This window comes from Hohaiivirga grylli, assembly GCF_039655745.1.
Lineage (GTDB): Bacteria > Pseudomonadota > Alphaproteobacteria > Rhizobiales > Beijerinckiaceae > Hohaiivirga > Hohaiivirga grylli.
Genome location: NZ_JBBYXI010000003.1, coordinates 424,142 through 445,744, shown reverse-complemented (window position 1 = coordinate 445,744; position 21,603 = coordinate 424,142). Strand labels below are relative to the sequence as shown.

General features: G+C 44.0%; 25 protein-coding genes. 5 read left to right on the top strand and 20 right to left on the bottom strand.

What is annotated here, in order from left to right; all coding sequences use genetic code 11:
• Positions 1-82: 82 nt before the first annotated feature.
• The 3 genes from thiE to WJT86_RS10210 all read left to right on the top strand — a co-directional run bounded on the left by thiE (position 83) and on the right by WJT86_RS10210 (position 2,329).
• Positions 83-748 carry a thiamine phosphate synthase gene (gene thiE, locus WJT86_RS10220; protein ID WP_346337462.1) on the top strand — a complete coding sequence of 222 codons (666 nt, stop codon included), beginning with the start codon at positions 83-85 and terminating at the stop codon, positions 746-748.
• An 18-nt stretch (positions 749-766) separates the two neighbouring features.
• Positions 767-1,570, top strand: coding sequence for a bifunctional hydroxymethylpyrimidine kinase/phosphomethylpyrimidine kinase (gene thiD, locus WJT86_RS10215; RefSeq protein WP_346337461.1), 804 nt, complete (start codon positions 767-769; stop codon positions 1,568-1,570).
• 141 nt (positions 1,571-1,711) lie between these two features.
• Positions 1,712-2,329, top strand: a complete 618-nt coding sequence (locus WJT86_RS10210) for a helix-turn-helix domain-containing protein (RefSeq protein ID WP_346337460.1) — start codon at positions 1,712-1,714, stop codon at positions 2,327-2,329.
• A gap of 373 nt (positions 2,330-2,702) precedes the next feature.
• Here the strand turns inward: WJT86_RS10210 and WJT86_RS10205 are convergent, their stop codons facing one another.
• Positions 2,703-5,855 carry an efflux RND transporter permease subunit gene (locus tag WJT86_RS10205; RefSeq protein WP_346337459.1) on the bottom strand — a complete coding sequence of 1,051 codons (3,153 nt, stop codon included), beginning with the start codon at positions 5,853-5,855 and terminating at the stop codon, positions 2,703-2,705.
• Between the two features lie 3 nt (positions 5,856-5,858).
• Complete coding sequence (locus WJT86_RS10200; RefSeq protein WP_346337458.1) at positions 5,859-7,031, bottom strand: efflux RND transporter periplasmic adaptor subunit; 1,173 nt, start codon at positions 7,029-7,031, stop codon at positions 5,859-5,861.
• Positions 7,032-7,290: 259 nt separating this feature from the next.
• Between WJT86_RS10200 and WJT86_RS10195 the strand changes: the two genes are divergently transcribed.
• Positions 7,291-7,902, top strand: coding sequence for a TetR family transcriptional regulator (locus tag WJT86_RS10195; RefSeq protein ID WP_346337457.1), 612 nt, complete (start codon positions 7,291-7,293; stop codon positions 7,900-7,902).
• Between the two features lie 14 nt (positions 7,903-7,916).
• Here WJT86_RS10195 and WJT86_RS10190 read toward each other — a convergent pair whose 3' ends face one another.
• The 5 genes from WJT86_RS10190 to lysM all read right to left on the bottom strand — a co-directional run bounded on the left by WJT86_RS10190 (position 7,917) and on the right by lysM (position 12,036).
• Positions 7,917-8,639 carry a cytochrome b/b6 domain-containing protein gene (locus WJT86_RS10190; RefSeq protein WP_346337456.1) on the bottom strand — a complete coding sequence of 241 codons (723 nt, stop codon included), beginning with the start codon at positions 8,637-8,639 and terminating at the stop codon, positions 7,917-7,919.
• A gap of 78 nt (positions 8,640-8,717) precedes the next feature.
• Complete coding sequence (locus WJT86_RS10185; protein WP_346337455.1) at positions 8,718-9,152, bottom strand: c-type cytochrome; 435 nt, start codon at positions 9,150-9,152, stop codon at positions 8,718-8,720.
• 236 nt (positions 9,153-9,388) lie between these two features.
• Positions 9,389-9,721 carry a rhodanese-like domain-containing protein gene (locus tag WJT86_RS10180; RefSeq protein ID WP_346337454.1) on the bottom strand — a complete coding sequence of 111 codons (333 nt, stop codon included), beginning with the start codon at positions 9,719-9,721 and terminating at the stop codon, positions 9,389-9,391.
• Positions 9,722-9,863: 142 nt separating this feature from the next.
• Positions 9,864-11,360: a CoA-acylating methylmalonate-semialdehyde dehydrogenase gene (locus WJT86_RS10175; protein WP_346337453.1), complete on the bottom strand. Its 1,497-nt coding sequence runs from the start codon at positions 11,358-11,360 to the stop codon at positions 9,864-9,866.
• Between the two features lie 226 nt (positions 11,361-11,586).
• A complete protein-coding gene (gene lysM / locus WJT86_RS10170; protein WP_346337452.1) occupies positions 11,587-12,036 on the bottom strand; it encodes a peptidoglycan-binding protein LysM in 450 nt (149 codons plus the stop codon).
• A 203-nt stretch (positions 12,037-12,239) separates the two neighbouring features.
• On the opposite strand from lysM, the gene WJT86_RS10165 reads away from it, so the two are divergent.
• Positions 12,240-12,431, top strand: a complete 192-nt coding sequence (locus WJT86_RS10165) for a hypothetical protein (protein ID WP_346337451.1) — start codon at positions 12,240-12,242, stop codon at positions 12,429-12,431.
• A 45-nt stretch (positions 12,432-12,476) separates the two neighbouring features.
• On the opposite strand, the gene WJT86_RS10160 is transcribed toward WJT86_RS10165, so the two are convergent.
• The 13 genes from WJT86_RS10160 to WJT86_RS10100 all read right to left on the bottom strand — a co-directional run bounded on the left by WJT86_RS10160 (position 12,477) and on the right by WJT86_RS10100 (position 21,548).
• Positions 12,477-12,716, bottom strand: coding sequence for a hypothetical protein (locus WJT86_RS10160; protein ID WP_346337450.1), 240 nt, complete (start codon positions 12,714-12,716; stop codon positions 12,477-12,479).
• Positions 12,717-12,836: 120 nt separating this feature from the next.
• Positions 12,837-13,052, bottom strand: coding sequence for a hypothetical protein (locus tag WJT86_RS10155; protein WP_346337449.1), 216 nt, complete (start codon positions 13,050-13,052; stop codon positions 12,837-12,839).
• Between the two features lie 44 nt (positions 13,053-13,096).
• Positions 13,097-13,792, bottom strand: coding sequence for a lysozyme (locus WJT86_RS10150; RefSeq protein WP_407066944.1), 696 nt, complete (start codon positions 13,790-13,792; stop codon positions 13,097-13,099).
• Positions 13,793-13,796: 4 nt separating this feature from the next.
• Entirely contained in the window at positions 13,797-14,900 is a 1,104-nt protein-coding gene (locus WJT86_RS10145) for a class I SAM-dependent methyltransferase (protein WP_346337447.1), read from the bottom strand.
• Between the two features lie 80 nt (positions 14,901-14,980).
• Complete coding sequence (locus tag WJT86_RS10140; protein ID WP_346337446.1) at positions 14,981-16,186, bottom strand: tail fiber protein; 1,206 nt, start codon at positions 16,184-16,186, stop codon at positions 14,981-14,983.
• Entirely contained in the window at positions 16,183-16,524 is a 342-nt protein-coding gene (locus WJT86_RS10135) for a hypothetical protein (protein ID WP_346337445.1), read from the bottom strand. The genes WJT86_RS10140 and WJT86_RS10135 overlap by 4 nt, the downstream gene beginning before the upstream one ends.
• Before the next feature lie 7 nt (positions 16,525-16,531).
• Positions 16,532-17,815, bottom strand: a complete 1,284-nt coding sequence (locus tag WJT86_RS10130) for a hypothetical protein (RefSeq protein ID WP_346337444.1) — start codon at positions 17,813-17,815, stop codon at positions 16,532-16,534.
• A 12-nt stretch (positions 17,816-17,827) separates the two neighbouring features.
• Positions 17,828-18,529: a methyltransferase family protein gene (locus tag WJT86_RS10125; protein WP_346337443.1), complete on the bottom strand. Its 702-nt coding sequence runs from the start codon at positions 18,527-18,529 to the stop codon at positions 17,828-17,830.
• The gene (locus WJT86_RS10120) at positions 18,514-18,762 is read right to left on the bottom strand and encodes a hypothetical protein (protein WP_346337442.1); all 249 of its coding nucleotides are present in this window, start codon (positions 18,760-18,762) and stop codon (positions 18,514-18,516) included. The genes WJT86_RS10125 and WJT86_RS10120 overlap by 16 nt, the downstream gene beginning before the upstream one ends.
• Before the next feature lie 9 nt (positions 18,763-18,771).
• The gene (locus WJT86_RS10115; RefSeq protein WP_346337441.1) at positions 18,772-19,605 is read right to left on the bottom strand and encodes a hypothetical protein; all 834 of its coding nucleotides are present in this window, start codon (positions 19,603-19,605) and stop codon (positions 18,772-18,774) included.
• Entirely contained in the window at positions 19,598-19,765 is a 168-nt protein-coding gene (locus tag WJT86_RS10110; protein WP_346337440.1) for a hypothetical protein, read from the bottom strand. Before WJT86_RS10110 ends, WJT86_RS10115 begins: the two co-directional genes overlap by 8 nt.
• Positions 19,765-21,186, bottom strand: coding sequence for a hypothetical protein (locus WJT86_RS10105; protein WP_346337439.1), 1,422 nt, complete (start codon positions 21,184-21,186; stop codon positions 19,765-19,767). Before WJT86_RS10105 ends, WJT86_RS10110 begins: the two co-directional genes overlap by 1 nt.
• The gene (locus WJT86_RS10100) at positions 21,186-21,548 is read right to left on the bottom strand and encodes a hypothetical protein (protein ID WP_346337438.1); all 363 of its coding nucleotides are present in this window, start codon (positions 21,546-21,548) and stop codon (positions 21,186-21,188) included. The genes WJT86_RS10105 and WJT86_RS10100 overlap by 1 nt, the downstream gene beginning before the upstream one ends.
• Positions 21,549-21,603 lie beyond the last annotated feature (55 nt).

The following is a 21,603-nucleotide window of genomic DNA, read 5'->3' as shown; positions in this document are numbered from 1 at the left end:
ACGTTGCATTTGGCTTCTTCAGCCTTACGGCATCCCTATATCGCCCTCAAAACTCAGATAAACTTTCTATTACGGATAAAACATGACCAGTGTTGATATTCGCCTTTACGGAATTATTGATCCGCAGATTGCGCGTGGACGTCCATTACATGAGCTTGTATTGGCTGCGGTTCAGGGTGGTGCAACCTTAATCCAGTACAGAGATAAAACATCTGATACGCGCCCAATGATTGAGCAAGCCCGGGCCATCAAGAATGTTCTTGCAGGAACATCCGTTCCTCTTCTTATCAATGATCGTATTGATGTCGCTCTGGCATCAGGTGCTGAAGGTGTTCACATTGGTCAATCCGATATGTACGCACAGGACGCGCGACATATTCTCGGCGCCTCCGCCATCATTGGCCTGACAGTCAACAATGCCATCAATGCAGAAGAATGCAGCAAGCTCCCAGTAGATTATGCCTGTATTGGGAGTGTTTTCCCAACCAACAGCAAGGATGATGCGGGCGCATCTATCGGCCTAGACGGCTTCTCAAAACTGGCCAGACAAATCCGTTCCAGACAGCCTTTTCTGCCTGTCGGTGCTATTTCAGGGATTAATCACAAGAATGCAGCATCGGTTATTGAAGCGGGTTCTGATGGTATTGCCATCATATCTGCCCTTTTCTCCCCTGATGATATTACATCTGCAGCTCAATCCTTGAATGAAGTTATTACCAAAGCTTTTCAAGCTCAGCATAACCAGTAAGCATCCAGAGATACCAATATGACAGCTATCGCAGTAACTATTGCAGGTTCGGATTCTGGTGGCGGTGCCGGAATACAGGCTGATTTGAAAACTTTTTCAGCTCTTGGTGTCTATGGCGCAAGCGTGATTACAGCCCTGACTGCCCAGAACACACGTGGCGTTCAGGGGATATACAACATCCCCCCAGACTTCGTGAAACAGCAGATTGATAGCGTATTTTCAGATCTGGACGTGAATGCTGTTAAAATTGGCATGCTCTCTCAACCAGACATTATCCAAGCTGTTGCGAATGGTTTGGGAAAATACAATCAAGCCCAGATCATTCTTGATCCGGTTATGGTTGCAGCGAGTGGAGATCGATTGATTGCAGAGGAAGCCGTCACAACACTCAAAGAAAGCCTTTTACCCCTTGCTCTTTTAATTACGCCCAATCTACCAGAAGCTGCCGTTATCCTTGGCGACAATCACCCTGCTTCCAATGAACAAGAGGTTATTTCTCAAGCTGAGCGGCTATTAAAACTTGGCCCCAAAGCTGTCTTGATAAAAGGTGGACATGGTAACGGGCCAGAGAGTACAGATATTCTGCTAGATCACAATGGCGTTTATCGCCTCAGCTCTGCGCGCTTAAACAGCCACAATACTCATGGAACCGGTTGTACCTTATCATCTGCAATTACAGCTTTCATTGCCAAGGGTGCAGATTTACGCGAGGCTATTACAGAAGCTAAACGATACCTGACGGCGGCTCTGAAAGCAGCAGACAGCTTGCATATAGGCCACGGGATAGGACCAGTTCATCACTTCCATAAGTTATGGAAGTGATGAAACGAGGCTTTCCATACCAACAGATACACACACCTATTCAGAAACATGGCACTCAATGCCTTAAAGGGTCTTCCTTTTTCTTGCCGTTTGGTCTAACAAACATATGTTCTATTTGTGGAACGTATTGAGGCGAAAATAATGGGTGTTGAAGGTAAAGAACGTCTACGTAGTCTGGAAAGTGGTGCCATGGCACTATCTGGACAACTGGGAAAAACTGTCCAGCGTTTGCGAAAAGCCTACAACCTGTCGCTCTCTGAGCTGGCCGAGCAATCAGGCGTTGCAAAATCAATTATCAGCCAGATTGAGCGTAATGAGACAAACCCAACACTTGCAACAATTTGGCGTCTATCTCAGGCACTTGATGTTTCAATTGAGCGTGTTCTGGCCACAAGCGACGAAGAACCGTTTATTGATAAATCCTCCAAGGCAGATACTCCTATTCTGGTCTCCGATGACGGACGGATGCGTTTGACAATTATTGGCTGGATCAAAACAGTTGAATGGCTTCAGTGGTACGACGTCCAGGCTGATCCTCAAGGTTTTCTGGATTCTGATGCCCACCAGCGGGGCTCTGTTGAGTGTCTCTCTGTGCTCGAAGGCGAGTTCCAAGTTGAAGTTGGCGATGCAATTCAGACAGCCAAAGCTGGTGAAACGTTGCGCTATCGGTGCGACAGGCCCCACACAGTTCGCTGCATAGGAACAGAACCAGGTCGTGCAATGATGGTCTGTATTCTCAAAGCCGCCGTTATGGATTAATCGCCGACAGGCATAAATTTAAAATCACAAGGGCCGGATTGATTACTCAACCCGGCCCTCGCTTCATCCCCACTCGACAGCAATTACGGGGATTAAGCTCTATTGCTTGTATGCATTCTGTGTTTGAACTTGTTCATTATCTCATTAAAGCGCAATGAGAGAAATAAATTCCAATAAAAATTCTCATCAAAAATCTATGATGCTTTACAGCTGTATTATCGCACCTGCATTAAATTTTTCAGTTCTTCGAAATTAAATCGTTTAGTTGAATATCTGATGAATAGACATCGCAATAGTTTATAATTTTATAAAGTGGCATAAAAAAGAGCGGGAAGATTTCTCCCCCGCTCTTTTGTCTTCGAGAAGATATTTATCAGTGCATCGCACGTGATGCAGTTGGATGGGAGCGTTTTTCCCAGAACTGTTTTTTCACACGCTCGCGCATTCTCTGGAATGTTGTGTACAGCATCGGAATGATGAAAATACCAATGCTACTAGCAAACAACATTCCCATAAATACCGGCGTACTGACAGCCTGTCGTGCAATCTCCGAAGCGCCCTTTGCCCAAACCATCGGTACAAGGCCGAGAATAAAAGCAATAGATGTCATCATAACAGCACGGAAACGAAGCTTGGCCCCCGTCATCGCTGCTTCTTCAATACTTAAACCTGCTTCACGCTGCTCTTTCGCAAACTCAACGATAAGAATACCGTTCTTTGCCGCAAGAGCAATCAGCACCACAAGTCCAATCTGCGCATAAAGATCAAGCGCCAGACCAAAGATAAGCAAGCCAATAAAGGCACCTAGAACAGCCACAGACACAGAAAGCAGAACCGGGATAGGAATGACCCAGCTTTCATACAATGCAACAAGGAACAGATAAGCGAATAGCAAGGCAAGAGACAGAATGATCATTGTCTGACCAGCCGCCTTTTTCTCTTGATATGCCATACCAGTCCACTCATAGCCGTAACCAGCCGGCAGTACTTTCTGAGAAATTTCCTCCATTGTATCCATAGCCGTACCAGAGGAAACGCCAAAGTTCTGCGCCCCATTTATGGTAACGGAACGATAGTTGTTATAACGCTGAATGAACTGTGGTCCGGTAATCGTCTTAGCTGTTGCAATAGACTGTAACGGAACCATCTCACCACTACTGTTACGGACATAGATATTCCAGATATCATTGATATCTCGGCGGTCCGCTGCTTCACCTTGAATATTGACCTGCCATGTACGACCAAACATGTTGAAGTTATTAATGTAATAACCACCCAAGGTTGATTGCAGAGATGTAAAGATATCATTGATGCTCAGGCCCAAAGCTTGTGCCTTATCACGATCTATATCGAGGAAAATTGAAGGTGCATTCGCAACATAGGTGGTTCGAGTATAAAGGATATTTGGATTCCCACGAGTAGCGGCACTCAATCCCTGCGCAACACTCGCCATACTTGCAGGATCCGCCCCCTCAAGACTTTCAAGCTGATATTCAAAACCACCAGATGCTGAAATTCCCATAATAGGCGGTAGATTGAAACCAAAAATGAAGGCGGTCATGATGTGACCGGTTTGTCCCATCATTTTCTGGATGAGAACCTTGGCATTATCTGATGCAGCTTTGCGGTCTTCAAATGGCTTAAGCTTTGCAACCATAAAGGCCGCATTACTTGCAGAGAAGCCATCAAGCAGCGAGAAGCCTACAATTGAGACCACATTCTCTACCTGAGGCATCTGCTGCAATATTTTCTCAACTTTCTCAACATCTTCCTTGGTGCGATAGTAAGAAGCTGAAGCAGGCAACTGTATGCTTACAAAGAACGCGCCCTGATCTTCTTCCGGCAAAAAGCTGCTCGGCGTGAAAAGAGAGAAGACATATGTGGCTAATCCGCAGAAAACGACAACAGCAAGAGAAAGAATAGATACACGCAATCCCTTTTGGACAATATGGGCATATCCATCTCTTGTCTGGTCAATCTTTTCACTAATCCATCCCATAACACCTTTACGGTTATGAGCAGGACGCAAGAACAGAGCACAAAGTGCTGGTGACAAAGTCAATGCATTAATAGCAGAGATCACCATTGAGGCACTGATTGTAACCGCAAACTGACGGAACAAGGCACCAGAAATACCAGAAATAAAGGCAATCGGTACGAACACGGAAAGCAGAACCAGAGTAATTGCAATAATAGGTGCAGTAACCTGTTCCATTGCTTTCTTTGTTGCATCCACAGGAGACAGTTCTGGTTCTTCTTCCATCACACGTTCAACGTTCTCCACCACCACAATAGCATCGTCAACGACAATACCAATTGCCAGCGCCAGAGCGAGAAGAGAGATCGTGTTTGCCGAATAACCCATTACGAGAAGAACGGCGAAAGTACCCACCAGACTGACCGGAACACAAACCGCCGGAATAATAGTTGCGCGCAGGTTCCCAAGAAACAGGAACACAACGATAGCAACCAGAGCGAAAGCTTCAAAGAGTGTTTTAAACACTTCGGCAATCGTGTCATTCACGAATGTTGTCGAGTCAAAAACAGTTTGTAGCTTAATGCCTTCTGGCACACGCTGACGCAGTTTTGAGAGTGTCTCTTCAACATTCTTAGAAGCCTGAACAGCATTGGCACCCGAGGCGAGATACAGCCCCATACCAACACCTTCTCTACCATTCAGACGACTACTTGCATCTTCATTTTGTGCACCAAGTTCAATACGAGCAACATCCCTTACCCGTAGGACAGAACCATCTGGATTAGCGCGTACGATAACATTCCCGAACTCTTCAGGTGTTGTCAGACGCCCTTGTGTCTGCATATTCAGCTGGAACTGCTGATCTTCTGGCATTGGATTTGCACCCAAGCGACCGATCGCAGCCTGCGTATTCTGAGTACGAATAGCATTGATGATATCTGATGGCACGAGGTTCAAACTGTTTAATCGCGTCGCATCAAACCAGATGCGCATTGAATAGTTTAAACGACCAAACAAAGTTGCCTGACCAACACCTGCTGTTCGAGACAGCTCATCAAGTACGTTGATAACGGCATAGTTTGTAAGGTAGAGAGAGTCGAATTTCTCATTCTCAGATGTCAAAAACACGAACTGCAGAATTGAGGCTGATTTCTTTGAAACTGTTAAACCTTGAGCCTGAACTTCAGCAGGCAATTGAGACATTGCCGTCTGAACACGGTTATTGACGTTAACTGTTGCAATATCAGAGTCCGTGCCGAGATCAAAACTAACAGTCAGAGAGTATGAACCGTCGTTACCGCTCGTACTCTTCATATAAATCATCTTATCGACGCCAAGGATTTTTGACTCGATAGGCTGAGCAATTGTCGCCTCAACAATCTCTGCAGAAGCACCCGGATAATTGGCACTAACAGTGACTGAAGGAGGAACAATATCCGGCAACTGTTCAACCGGAATACGGGTGAGGGAAAGTAATCCTGCCAATGACAGGATAATTGAGATAACGATTGCCAGACGTGGGCGATCAATAAAGATAGACGAAATCACTAGTTATTTTCCTTCACCAAGAGCCTGGGAAGTCGCCGGAACAGGCTTTACAGGGATACCAACCCGGAATGCTGGGTTTTGTGTCCCCTCAAGGATAACCTGATCGCCGTCATTAAGCCCCTCAACAATCGAAGCAATAACAGGTGTTGAGACACCACGCTTAACCCGGCGAATTTCAGCTACATTCTCTTTATTGACAACGTATACGAAATCACCCTGTTGATCTGACATAATCGCTGCACGAGGAACTGATGGTAGTTTCTGGCTACTGGCAGCTTCAACAATAACAGTTACAAACTCATCATTAATAAGTTCACGACCTAATGATTTGCTACCAACTCCTTCTGGAAGTTTTGGATTAGCAATCACGGCTCTAAGCGTAATAGTATCTGTACCTTGAGCAACAGTCGTATCGACGAAGTCAATCTTACCCGTTTGGGAATAGATCTTTCCGTTTGGCAGCCTCAGATTGACCTTTACGGCATCCAGCCCACCCTTGTCAGCATTCTTATCACGCAACTCTTCCAAGGCACGAACGGACATCGGGAATACGACATACATTGGGTCCTGACTAACAACTGTAGCCAAAGTTCCTGATGTAGGCCCAACAACGTTTCCTTCTGTGACTGATGAACGACCGATGCGACCATCAATAGGAGAACGAATTTCAGTATAATCCAGACTGATCTGCGAATTTTTAAGTTGCGCTTTCGCAGATTCGATCTGAGCTACAGCACTCTTCTGAGCTGCCCGGGCATTATCGGCAGTACTTTGGGAACCTGCATCTTTAGCAAGAAGCTGAGTAGCGCGAGCAAGTGTCAAATTAGAAAGTTCACCCTGAGCTTCCTGCTGAGCAACGATGGCTTTCTTCGCAGCAACATCAGCCTCGAACGGGCCTCGTTCCAACCTGTAAAGAAGATCGCCTTTCTTTACATCGGCGCCATCTTCAAACAGCTGTTTTTCTAGGTAAGCAGTAACACGTGCAACCAAAGCGACACGATCTGTCGATTGTACACGCCCTGAAACCTCTGTCCGATCAACCACAGGCTTTGACTCAATCGTAATAACCCCGACAGGAGGTGGTCCGGAAGGGCCGCCCATCTGTGCGTAGGCAGGTAAAGTCATTGCAAGGAAAGCTCCTGACAGAGCGATTTGGCGAACAGAAAATCCAGGCACGAGCGACCCCTTCAAGGCAAAGCAACAAAAAACGAACAAAGATACATAACCTTATTTGGATATAAGGATAAAGTATCTGGAATCTAATACTCCAATTAGAGCGCCACCTTATTTATTCCATCCCGGATGTACAGTGCCAAATGTCACATACATACGCGATGTATGGATATAGCTCTGAGCTTATCAACGCTTTAATTATGCACTCTGATACGCAATAGGTTGCTTAGGCCTTATATGATATGTCCCTCTGGAGAATGGCATGCGTCGCACCAAACAAGAAGCTGAAGAAACACGTCAATTAATTTTACAGGCTGCGCGTATACTGTTTGTCCAAAAGGGTTTTGCGGCAACGACACTGGATGATATCGCCAGTAAAGCTGGTTTCACACGCGGCGCAGTTCACTGGCATTTTAAAAACAAGTTTGGTGTTCTTCTTGCCATTCAGGAAGTTGAACGCTCACCAATGGAAGAACTGGTAAGCAGACTTGGTATAGATGAAAGCCTTGATCCACTTGCTGCCTTAAGCATTACAACCCAACGCTTTTTCATTGATCTTGCTGAAATCCCTGACAGGCGACAGCTATTTCAGGTCATATTCAGAGAGATGCATAATACCAAATTTGACCGCGGTTTCTCCAAAGCGGCACATTTTGAGCAAGAAGTCCGGCACCTCATCATCAATATTTTAAAAATTGCAGAGGACAGAAACTCTCTCTCTGAAATCTGGTCACCAGAATCGGCTGCCCTCGCCCTCCAAACAATGATCAAAGGCATAATTACAGGTTGGCTATATGAAACCTCATCCTTCAACTTAGTAGAGGAAGGTATACCTGCAATAAAAAACTTTTTGACGAGCCTACGTAAATCTTAGAAGGATTCGCGATCTCATAAGAATGGCGCATCACCCCATAAGTAAACGATACCAAACACAACGGCTGCTGAAAATACGAAGCATGTAAAGGCAAGCCCCTGATGCGACAGACGTGCACTTTGAGCATCAGAATAATTGCCTGATTTTTTGCAACCAGTAACCATTGCAGTAATCATACCATCGCGTTTTAACACAGCATACGCAATGTTTGAGAGAACGTGAATGCAGACCAAAGCAATAATAAGATTAGGGCCGATGCGATGAAAGTAGCTCATCCATTCAGCTGTACTTTCTGAAACATCCGACGCAAATGGCCCGGCAAAAAGCATCATAGAGATATCATCGGCAGTGAACAGACCTGAAATTGCTTGAGCTGCAACGACAAGCAAAAGAGCAACAATCATCATAGCACCAGCTGGATTATGCCCCAGATAATGCTTGCCCTTACCAGAAAACATTTCAAGGAAATAGCGGATTGCGGCAAAAGGCTTTACAAAATTAATAAACCGGGATGTAGAACTTCCCCAAATTCCCCACATCAGACGGAAAAAAACCAATGCGAGAATGGCGTATCCATTAATCTTGTGCCAATTGAAACCTATTTTATCAGCAAAGTTATTCGTTACAAAAGCAAGAACAATAAGCGTCACAAGTGTCCAGTGGAACAAGCGAGTGGCAACATCCCACACAGGTACTTTATGCCCAGTTTCTTTAAAATTATGTTCTGCCTTTTCCAACGCCGCCTCCCCGTATGCTCTTAACTCTCTTAATGTCAAAAAAGGCCGGAGAGCTCCCTCTCCGGCCTAATATAATTATTATTTCTTAATACGATAATCGTCATGGCAACCTTTGCAGGCGCCCAGTACTGTTTTGATTTCACTTTTAAAGGAAGCTTCATCTGTTATTTTTGCAGAAGCGTCAGCAGAGGCCTTTCCCCAAGCTGCAAGCTTTGCATCAAAATCAGCTTTATTTTCCCAAATTTTTGGAGAAGCTGTTGTATCTTTTCCTTCTTTGCTGTTCTCTGGATAGAGAGAAGGATATTCCTTAGCTGCTTTCTCATAAGAAGCGAGAGCCGCCTTAACTTTCTCAATATCAAAAGGTGCAGCACCCTTCAGCATATCAGCAACAGGCTTCGTTGCATCACCAGCATTTTTCATTAATTCAATACGATGGGAAACAACATCGGTCTCTGCAAAAGCAACTGTTGCACATACAGTAACAGCTGCTGCAGCGATAAGGGAACGAAGCATAAGAACCTCCTGAGTTGTACTCTAAGTTTTGAGATGCAGCAGGTTATCAAGCTCACGCTTAAATCCCCCCTGACACACTTTAGAACATATTTAAACTTACTCAAAAATTATAGATCATAAATACAACTCAAAATTCAGTGCCGTTCCGCACCCTCAAAATATAATTTGAAAAAATGATTTAGTTAAAAAGTTGGTATATCTACTTTAGTGAAAGTAATAGCCTCAACCTTCAATAGCTAGAATTCTATTTCTTCTCCAGAAGCCAACCAATCTTTAAAACCAGCTTGGTAATGTTCGCAATAATCAAAACCAGCATCTTGCAATGCTTCGAGAAGTTTAGCAGTGCGCACACCCGCTGCACACATAAACACAACGCGAGCTGTTGTATCATTTGGCAGCGATGTCTGATCAAATTGGGATAGAGGCAAAGAGAGCGCACCGGGCACATGTCCCGCAATAAACTCATAAGGTTCACGTATATCTATCAAGATAATACTTCCATCCGCCATACCTTGCTTCAGATCAGAACGGCTCACATCTGAAATCTTATATTGTGAAACTAAGGACAATAGAATCTCCTAACTTAACCCCGCTACCGCAAGCTACGCCTTATTATGTCGAATATAAGATTATTACTTCAAATAAAATTAAAAGCTTTGAAAACTAGATAATATAAGGCGCTGCAGCTTATGAATGCAGCGCCTTATATATTTAGCGCATCGTAGGAATAGAGAATTCCGCACCATCTTTAATGCCGGAAGGCCAGCGTGATGTAACTGTCTTCGTTTTTGTATAGAATCTAAAGGCATCTGGTCCGTGTTGGTTCAAATCTCCAAAACTGGAGCCACGCCAGCCACCAAATGTGTAATACGCAACAGGCACAGGTATCGGAACATTGATTCCTACCATTCCAACATCAATACGAGAGGTAAAATCACGAGCAGCATCGCCATCACGAGTAAAAATTGATACGCCATTTCCAAATTCATGACTATTGATAAGGGAGACCGCTTCCTCATAGTTTTTGGCGCGTACAATTGATAGGACTGGCCCAAATATCTCTTCCTTGTAAATACGCATATCGGGTTTTACGTGATCAAACAGGCATCCTCCAAGATAGAACCCGTTCTCATAGCCAGAAACCTTGATATTACGCCCATCAGTAAGTAATTGAGCTCCCTCTTCCACACCTTGTGAGACATAACTCAGTACCTTTTCCAGATGAGCTTTGGTAACTAATGGTCCATAATCGGCCTTATCATCAGTGGAGGGCCCGATTTTGAGTTCTTTAATCCGAGGAACAAGGGCAGCAACCAAACGTTCAGCAGTTTCCTGTCCAACAGGCACTGCCACAGAGATTGCCATACAGCGCTCACCAGCAGAGCCAAAACCTGCCCCAATAAGCGCATCGGCCGTCTGTTCCATATCAGCATCTGGCATGACAACCATATGGTTCTTCGCCCCACCAAAACACTGGACACGTTTCCCATTGGCACAACCACGGCTATAAATGTACTTGGCAATCGGGGTCGAGCCGACAAAACCAATAGCCTTGATCTCTGGATCATCAAGAATGGCATCAACGGCTTCTTTATCACCATTCACAACATTGAATATACCGGCAGGTAGACCAGCTTCAATGAACAACTCAGCTAATCTGAGAGGAACACCCGGATCTCGCTCTGAGGGCTTTAAAATAAATGCATTGCCAGAAGCAATTGCAGGACCTGCTTTCCATAATGGAATCATTGCCGGAAAGTTGAAAGGTGTAATACCGGCAACAACCCCTAGAGGCTGGCGCATTGAATAAACATCAATTCCCGGGCCTGCTCCGTCAGTAAATTCACCTTTTAAGAGATGCGGGGCACCAATTGACATCTCGATAACTTCAAGACCTCGTTGAATATCCCCTTTAGCATCTGGAATAGTCTTACCGTGTTCGCGAGCCAACAGCTCAGCAAGTTCATCATATTCAGCATGCACAAGCTCTAGAAACTTCATAAGGATGCGAGCTCTACGCTGCGGATTCGTTGCAGCCCACGCAGGTTGTGCGAGTTTTGCATTTTTAACAGCTTCAGCAACTTCGGATGCTGAAGCCAAAGAAACCTTCGCAGAAATTTCTCCGGTCATTGGAGTGTAAACATCTCCAAAACGACCGCTCTTCCCTGAAACAGGCATTCCTCCAATAAAATGGCCGTATTCTTTCATAATCAATCCTTTTGTTGCCATTGAACCCTGTGCGGTTATTCCGAACACATCCTGCAGCCAGGTTCATTTATACTGTCAGGCGTTCCAGCCTCTCCAATATTTAAAACTCTGACAAGCCCTAAAGAAAGCTAATAGACTAAGACAAAAGGCGGGAAGAAAAGCTTGCTCATACCAATAAAAAAGCGGTTACATTAATGTAACCGCTGCATGTTCTTTTAAGGACTGCTTATTTCACAGCATTGGGAATTCGAAGGACCCAACCGGGCTGAATGAGATCCGGATTTTTTACAGGTGGGGTGTTTGCCTTAACGATGTCAGTATATTTAGCTCCCTGCCCTTTTCCATAATGGGCTTCTGCAATTTTCCAGAGTGTATCGCCCTTCTGAACGGTATACATCACAGATTCTGAACCAGGTTGTTCAATTGCAATTTTATTATCTACTTTCGCAACGCCAACAGTGTTTCCAACCGTAAGAGCGATCTTCTCAGCCTCTTCTGTTGAAAGTGCATTTCCGGTCAATGTAACTGTATCACCATCAACTGAAACCTCCACGCCTTTAGAAGCAAGGCCATGATCCTCAATCGCCTTTTTAAGCTCTTCTGCCGTGGCGGCTTTTGCTTCACCACTACCAAACAGACTAGCACCAGCACTTTTAATAAAACTAAGCAATCCCATAGGAATCTCCTCTAATATCTCTTTCAACAAAATAGAGCAGACAAGAAATTATAACAGCCCCAACATCAGAAAAAATATCTCCTCCAACATAGAATGCGGCTCTTTAGTCAACCAAAGTATTTCAATATTTTGACCGAAATCATAGAAGTATATCACATTTCCTTCATGCTATTTTCATCGTGAAGTAGCTATGAGGTGAAAGTATGCTGAAGCTGGGTATTTTGATCTGGATTCTGGCGGCCGTTGTTTTAGCAGGATGTTTTGTTACTGTTGTCCTGCTCGTTCCTCAACTTGAAGTTAATGCAATGCAGCATATCCCTTTAGTAGCATTGGCTGGAGCACTCGTTGCAATTCTACCATCATGGATGATTGCGCGATCTATTCTCAAACCATAACAAAAATGGCCCCCGGGGAGAAATCCCCGGGGGCCATTTAAATTATCATTTGCCTGTTTTAAACCAACTGGCAACTTTCATAATATTTTCAGCAATGCCAACTGAAGCAATAAAAATTCCAACAAGTGTAATAATAAACCACTTTATGAACTTAGATATTGTCTGAGTGGAACGTACAAGCTGCAATCCGTCCTGCAATAACTCAATATCTTCTTCACGTAATTGCTCAAAGAAATCCCGTGTCCGCGGTGGTAAGTCTTTATACAATTTTTCCTGATCTATCATGGCTCCCACCCACAAACGCTTTGACCAAACTTATTATGGGAGAGTATCTGGCGTGCAGTATCTGAGCTCAGATTAGGAATATCTGTAGCCTGAGGACGAATAGGTTGCCAGCCAGAACAACTATTCCCCACCATCTGGTTTTTGCCGCACCCACTGAGACAAATCAGAACAAACGGAAGCATTGCCCAACTTGGAAGTTTCATCATTAATCTTACTCCGTTTTTGATGAGCGCTGACAGCTTCCTGATTTTGCAGTGCTCTCTCTACATCTCTGCCTCGAGAGAAAGCTTTAGAAATGGCATAAAAAAAAGCAGCAAAAGCTGCAATACATGTCATCAGAGCCCTGCCAAGCTTTGTACCTGTAAACCAGGCTAAGATAGCTAGCATGCACTCAGACCTTTTAGCCGACGGAACGTCGCATAAAAACCAAGCGCTACCCCAATTAAAGTCAATCCAATAAAAACATAACGAATGCTAGGCAAGCTCTCAACATAAGGTGAAATCTGATTAGCGGCCTCCGTAAAAACGGTTCCCAACGCACCAACACTCGCAACAGCAGCAGCCTGACCTTCAGGTGAATGCGTCACGCTTTGTTGTTCACTAGAAGCTTCAATATAATTTGAAGCAACAAATTCACCTTTAACCCATAGACCACATTCTGCAGCCCGCCGATTAACGAGCCCCTTCACTTTCTTCCCGCCAGCATTAATCCACTTCATTAGCTCTGCTGGCACCGAAGCATAATCCCCAGCGTTCAGTTTTTTCAACAAAGTGGATTTATGCAGAGCACCCGTATTAAAATCAAAGGAAACCAGAACTGCAAACTGATTATCTGTCAGAGGAACTTTGACAAGCTCAGTAACGCGTTTTTCAAATTTTTCCAGATCACGCTTCAAAATCTCTTCAGCCTCTGTCTCCGTAATCTTCATCCCAGAAGAAACAACAGGAGCACCTGCAGAAGAAGTATGCCCATATCCAATCGTTAAAATACCGACAACATCCTTATAAGCTGTTGTTCTTAAACCTTCCCATTGTTTTATTAGTTTCAAACCATCAATATTAATTTTTTGCACCATTGTATCAATTAAACTGAAGATTTCTTATCCGCCTTAATATGGAAGTAAGTCTCCACCCCTTAGATTTATAAATTACGTTAATTTCATTCTGAAGACGCTCTTTCTCTTCCTGAAGAGACTTCTTTTCCAATATCAAGTTTCTATAATAAGCTTCAAGTTTTCCCTTTTTATTTAATTCACTATTAACATCAGAGATATAAGGTTCAATTTCTATTGTAGAATTTTTACTTCTTTTCCTTAAAACGGCAGTGAACTCCACTCTCCCATAAGGAGTATGGTAAATACGCTCAGGATAGAGATCACTAAAGCCTGCATTATATAGAAAAGATGTAATCTCATAGAATGAGTTTGGCGTGAACTGCCACGCATGACAATCGTGATATTGCCCATCAGGAAGTACACCACTTAACACCTTTTGAAGTGTTTCCGGGTATTCTTTATAGCGAGCTTCCCCGTGCTCTCCGCGCCAATGCTTATTTGCATCATTATGAGTTGAGTATAATCTTTGGGCAATCGGGCTCCTGGGCTCATGAACCCTCATGCCAAGCGCATGAGCAGCCAAGACATCAACTAAATCTGTTTCCCGCACAAAATGATCAAAACAATAACGTTTATCAGGACATATAATATAATATCTGCCCTCATCTTCTAAAATTCGAGAAACCCCGGAAAGATGATCAATTAAATCTGGCTGATGTTCAATACTATGACTACCAAAAACGGCAGAAAAATTCTGATCCACAATATCAAGACTGCAATCTTTAGAAACATAGTTTATATAAGGGACATGTTTAGTTTCAAAACCAATTTCCAGAGCTCTTTTAATTAATTCCTCTTGATTAAGAACATCAAAATAAGAAACATTTTTTCCCACAACTGCTGGAGTATGAAACGGTCCAATCTCAAGAATGCTTTTCTCTTTCTGGACAATTTTTATAAATTCCTCACGGCTTGCAGGCGGACTTCCTGAAAGTCCTTCGTAAATTCCACTCTCTCTAAAATGATTACGTAATTCTTGGCTATTCAAAGACGAGAACACTGGTAGATGTTGCTTGTAAAAATCAACATCAAAAACAGGAGGAAGCATCTCATTTTTGTACATTGCCATCTGTATCCTTATTTTTAAAAGAGTTTGCTCATTTATTTAGTAAAGTATCACGCATAGAAAAGAAATAATATCATGCAGTGTTAATACTTTAATATTTTATTCCACCCGATATTTCTCGGGCGATTCTCTCCACTCATTCCCATATTTATATCTGTAAATGCCCGTCGAGCAGGTTCAATAGAAGAAGAGCCTGTCACATACAACCTACTAGCATTAGCTACTACATCAGAACCAAAGACAGGAGCTTTTTGAGCGGAATTATCTTGATGACCATAGAACCCATTCCCATCCCAACCTATTGCTGTACGATGTTTATGGGGTTGTAATAATTGCTCTTGAAAACTACCTAATTCTCGCTCAGCGTCAACTCCCCTTTCACCATCAAAAACTCTAATAAACTCTCCCCGAGGATCAGGTAACCGAAAAGTTGTCTCACCATCTCCAAAACTAAAAGTCCCCCAATCACTTTCAGCCCATTGAGCTTCTGTTACAAGCCGTGCCGAGGTATTCACCGTATACCAAAGTTTTTTATAATTTAACCGTGATAATAATTGCCCCTCCATTATTAGCCATCCATCTGGAGCAATCAAAAAAGGCCAGTCAATAACTGCACCAGTCGGCATTAAATCATGAAGGTTAAAGCCCAGCAATTCCCGGGCTTGATCACTAGTCAGATTTTGTGGATTACCATCTGTGTCCAGCCTTCCCTTAATCGTATTAGCCGGCATCTGTGCCAGGTTTTCATTTTGGATGATATTGACTGTAGAACCCCATGCTGGACCAGTCTCTCCTTTTGGGCCTTGCGCCCCTTCAGGTCCTTCTGGCCCGACAGGCCCCTCTGGGCCAATAGGTCCGGGAATTCCCTGTATCCCTTGCTCTCCCTGTAAGCCTCTTTCACCGGTCATACCTCGAATATCTGTTGCGAGGGATATCTCATCAACAAATCCGGATACTCCAACATATTTACCGACCTCTGGAAGCTCGCCCTCGCCACCGATCCATGATGTTACTTGCATGACCCTACGATCACCGTCACGAAGAACGGAAATAACAGGCGTCCAGCCCTTTTGTCCTATGCCTCTAACATCAACAGCATCGGCAATGGTTTCAACGTACCCATTTTGTCCGATATAAAGCCCAGATACGGGTTTCTCACCTTCCCCGCCCATCCAGTCAGACACCTGCATAACAAGCCTGAACTCGTCAGGTACAACAGCTATCACGGGCGTCCATGCATTTTTACCGGACAGACCCGCTTTCATAATGCGAACTTGAATCTCACTCATGGTACATTTCCCTTCTCAACCTCAATCGTTCCGGTAAAAATTTGTCGGGCAATACCTTCAATATTGGCGACCATTCCAACGTTATAGATACCGGGGCATAAAGTTCGCATGCGGCTAACATCAAATTCCCATTCGAGAATTCCATTATCTTTTGCGAATAATTGCCCATCACCCTGTTGTGCCGTAAACACTGAGCTATTGTTAGGTTGATAGTTCAGACTCATTCTGGCTTGAGCATTCAACAGATCAAAAGGCTTCCCATTTTCATCTGTAATCTGGACACGATCTATCCATGCCTCCCGATTACTAACCGGGGACAGGCGTAATCTGACACTCATATATGCCTCACAATTTTATGTAATAAGACAGAAGCAAAGAAGGCGGTAGAGCAGCATAAGCTTTGTTCTCACCAGTCAAAGCAATATCTGTTTTAGCAACGTGGGAGTGCTCTCCATTCTCATAAACTATCAGATCATGGGAGTGGGCACCGGCATAATCTGTCGACCGCACATTATCGCCAAGAAAATAATTCCCGCCACCTGCAACACCAGCGATTACCGGTCCTATCGTCAAAGAGCTAATATTGTGAGCATGGGCGCCCATATCGCTTGTCCGACCACCATGCACATGCTTTCCGGCTGCTGTTATTGCGGTTGCAGCTTTATGACTATGGCTTGGAAGCTGCTCCTGCGTCAGGTAATACATAGTATCACCACCCTCTGCTCCCAACACAGATGCATCCTTAAAAAGTGACATCTTCATCATTGCGCTCGTAGATGATGATGCCGGCATAGAAAGAATAAGCTTCATCCCTTCTATTGACTTAATAATCGTATCGGTTGGGATACCCGTTCCAATGATCACCATTCCTGCAATAATACCATCTGCATCTGTCACATATGCTTCTGTACTACCTTTAGTTGTCGTGATTTCGCGCTGTATCTGCAAACGGTAAGAAGTCGGGCCGCCCATCCCGTCAAGCCCCATAGGAACTCGGCCTCGCAGGTCCGGCAAACCAAGCTGGCGATTATTATTCCAGTCTGAAATAGCAGTAGATCCACGAGTAACCTCTGAGCCATTGGCATATACTGGCAAGTAAAGTCCTACTTCCTGGAGCTCCCAGAGATGAACAAACAAATTAAACGCAGTACCAAGAGGCTGAGTATCACCAGCTGGCTCACCAAAAGGTAATTCAGATGCCGCAGATTGTGAGTTCCCAATCGTATTACCATTACAGCGGACAAAACCAGCTTTTGCCCCTGTCCTGAAAGCAGCAAGGATATCACCAGTTCTTAAAGTCGCATTAGGATCTTGAAGCGGATATGTCTCATTCGGCTCAGTACCATCAGAAGTAAATGATCCAGACAAACCATCTACCTCAGAAATAATAACTTCACCCGGCGTAACAACTCTAAGCTTGTAATCACCTTTACCCACGTAAATAGGCGGAACCATCCCATGGCCATTTGTCAAAATTGGGCGAGAATGGGCTGCCTGCATCACATTATCTCTAAAAACAGTCTTAGGCGTAGTTGTTCCAGCCTCATAAACATACACTTTTGCCCCAACGACAGGGCGACCATCATAAAAAATTGTCTGTAAAGACAAGGGACAAAGTACAGATGTCATTAAAAACTCAATTCAATATAAAAATGGGATGATCTTACACTTAACTTCTTGCCTATATTTAAAATAAGCATCAAAATTCATAATTAAGAATTCTTCTTCGAACCTAATTCGAAGGCAAAATATTATAAAAAACAAAGAAATAAGAGCTAATCCAATTACAGATTGGATTAAAAAGCTTCCGCCAAGAAGCAACAGAATATTAAAAAGATAAATTGGATGGCGTATATACTTGTATGGCCCTGTTCTGATTATCCTTTGCTCTCTTTCTGTCTGAAACCGTACTACAGTTGAAGCAAATGGATTATGTTTCAGACTAATATGAATAAGAGCCTGCGATAACACCAAAAAAGAAAATCCAATATATTTTGTCCATTCTGGAAGGACACCTAATTGAAAACGTCCTCCATCAAAACCAAGAATAGCAATCCAGATGTTAAGCAATATCAGAATAATCCATGAGATAATCCTGTCTTCTTTGATCTGCCCCTTCTCAGGATTTAAACGCTCATAAACAAGTTCGGGATTTTTATGGTGCAGTAATGTCAGGCTAAAACCAGAAGGCAAAGTATAAATCAGTAAAAAAAGCCAACCTTCAAGCCAATAAAAATTCCCAGCAGCACTAAAAAGTAGAATAAATACGAAAACAAAACGACCTAGGGTTGCGAAAAGAATTCTAAGCAATAAATCCCTTTTCAAAGTTAGAATCTGCGCCAATTATTAAGATATTCTGAGTTAGGATTCACGTATATGCGTTGTACATTTGTAGGTTGAATCTGGCTGTCATTATTCATTTTGCGAGCTATTCGTGCCTGCAGATCACGCTCACGGAAATCATTATCTAAGTTTTGTTGTTTAATTCCCCGGGAAAAATTTGCCCCTTTCATAAAAGAGTCAAACAAACCGCTGGTCATCTTAAAAGTATCAACCTCTGTAGAATACTTACCCATTGCAACTCCTTAAAGCATCATTGCACCAAGAATACTGGCACCTGTTTGAATCCCACCCATAATAGCCCCAAATCTATTTGATGCAGCCTGCTGCCCGGCCATATACCCTTGCCCGGTATTCTCCGCCATTTTATCAGATACATTGAGCGTATTTTGAGCAAGCTGTTGCGAAAACCCAAGCTCATTATTGGCAAGAGCGCTATTGAGGCCCCCAAGTCTGTCTCCTAAGCCTTGAGCCAGCTGAGCCCCCTGGTTGCCATAATTCATTGCAAGAGATGCCAACCCTTGATTAGCATTTGCAATACCATTTGCAGCCTGCATTCCCGTGTTAGTCATATTATTCAGATTAGACAGATAGTTACTGTAAGTCTGATCTGCGGTTCCCTGCGCATACTTTAGAATATCAACGGTGTTATTCCCGGATGCGAGACTTCCACGTGCTGCAGCAGATCTGTTAAGAGCATCAACTCCCTGGTCCATCATAAACTGATAGCCTGGACCGGTACGAAAGTCCTGCATTGCCTGAGCATAACCCTCGGCACCGTTAAGTCCCATCGCATTGGCATAAGCAGTATTTGCCTGCATACCCGTATTATAAAATGGATTATAAGTATCAGCAGCTCCTTTTAGCTGGCTCTGGGCAGAACCATAGGCGCTATCGAGAAGTCCCTGAGCATTATTATAAGCATTCTCATAAATACCCTGGTTCTTATTTAAATAATTTGCAGCAATATTCTTACCTAATTCGAGTGCTTCACCAGCTCCCTTAAGGCCAGTCATAAGCTGCTTGTTTTCCTCCATAGAGGCCTGCCGACCCCCTTTACCTGAAAAAATACTAGCCATTTTCAGAAACCTCTTTCCGCTGTTTTAAACCAGCATCTGATTGCTCCAGCTTTGCATTTAGCCGAAGCAGATAGTCATAAAATTCTTTGGTCATTCGCCCCTGATCATCCACAATTCTGGTTTGAGGCGGCAATAAGGGTGGCAGTCGCTTTTCGGTCATCAGTAAAGCCCTACCTTTGCTTCCTGAACCCCTCCGGCTAAAGTTACCGGAACTGGGTCAGAAACACGCAACTTCCACTTTCTTCCCTGTGCTGCTGACATACCTGTATTCAAAACAGAAGTGAGTGTCTGGTACTGACCTTCTCGGCCTAATCGGCGATGTAATGGGTTCGACCACGAAACCCCACCATCATCAGACCATGAAATTTCTATCAGTGGTTCTGTTTCAACCGGATCAAGGCCTATTTCCCGTCCATAGCCAACGTTTAAATCAAAATCAGCTCTCCGACATTGAACCCTGGATGGGAAGCCTTTGACAGCATCGCTCTCAACCTCAAATACAAGAGGTTCAGTATCCTCCGTGAGAATACGATCAGAAAGTTCAAAGAGCTTTCCACTTTCTGTGTCACCCACAATCCACTTACCCTGTACATAGACAGAATAAGCAGCTCGCCAGCGTTGCTTGCGATTGGATTTTCTTTGATGCCACTCTCCTGTTGTAACATTATATTCCCATGTCCAGTTGGGCGAAGATAATGACCAGAAGGCGTTCTCTCCCATCACATAGACAGATGCAATCAATGTATCCTTGTCAGCAACAGACCGGATATCTCTCGTAACATCCGGGATGGAAACGGTCTGCGTCTGATATCCGGAGAGAAGCCTGACAGTACCGTCCTGAGCGACGAATAATAAGTCTCTGTCCCAACCTTCAACGGCACCACCAGCTACTGCCCACTTACCAATCAAACCAACCGGAATAACCGCCTGTCTGGCAAGCGGAAAAGGAGCTGTCCCAACATCTTGCAGAACTTCAATCGACGCAGTTCCAAAAGCATAAAACAATTGCCCGGAAACCATTCCACGTAAAAGCTTATCAGGTGTAGACTCGGCCCTCCAGCTTGAAAGACTGTTGATCTCTGTTGAGTTTAGCTCTGACGCGATAACTGTGCCATCTTGGTACGTGAACAGGAAATAGCCATCTAACATGGATACATCATTCGGAGAACCAACACTTCCACCTTTCGCATCATATTCAACGACAGTGTTCCCAGAGATCATGTACGCAGTGTTATTGGAAACAATGACATAATCTGTGTCTTCTCGATTATTTCTCGCGACCGTTGCGGGAACAGCACCATTCACTTCCCCACTGAGAAGAGTAGTCTTACCTTGATAATCAACCCGGGCTGCCCTGTCTTTGAAAATCCAGAGCACATCATTATTTAACTGAAACAAACCTCTCGGCCCATGGTACAGACCAGAGAAATTTAACGGATCTGCAAAGATCTTCATTCCAGCAACACGGCGCCAGTATACCTTGTCTCCCTCACGTACCGCATGAGCATTGACAAGCCTTCCCTGTCCCAGAACCGGATGTGATCCAGGGCGTGAGGAAGTTGGAAATGGAATAATTGTCATCAGAAATACAGTGCTGGTGTTGGTTGGGAGCCACGTTCTGTCTCAGACATCGCACGAATATTAAATTCAGCTTCAAGAGCAATCTGGCGAGCTGCCATTACATCACTTCCACCCAGCTGATAGGCAGAAGCTGCGTTACTTGCCAAGATTTGAGCAAGAGGTAAAAGCAGCTCATCAGGGAATTCGTCAGCATCGTACTCTGCTTCAAGATATATAATCTTCTGAGCCGCCAGAACCGCAACCGTACTTTTCAAAATACGATCCAGTTTGGCATAATCTTCGGCTTCTACGGGTTGACCTGCTCCAAGGACACCCAGATTATTCAAAGCCTGTTCAATAAGTGTTGCTTTCGAAAAACTCATCGTATCCCTCAGCGTATAACTATTTTTGATATCTGGAGTGTAGAAGTCAGATTAC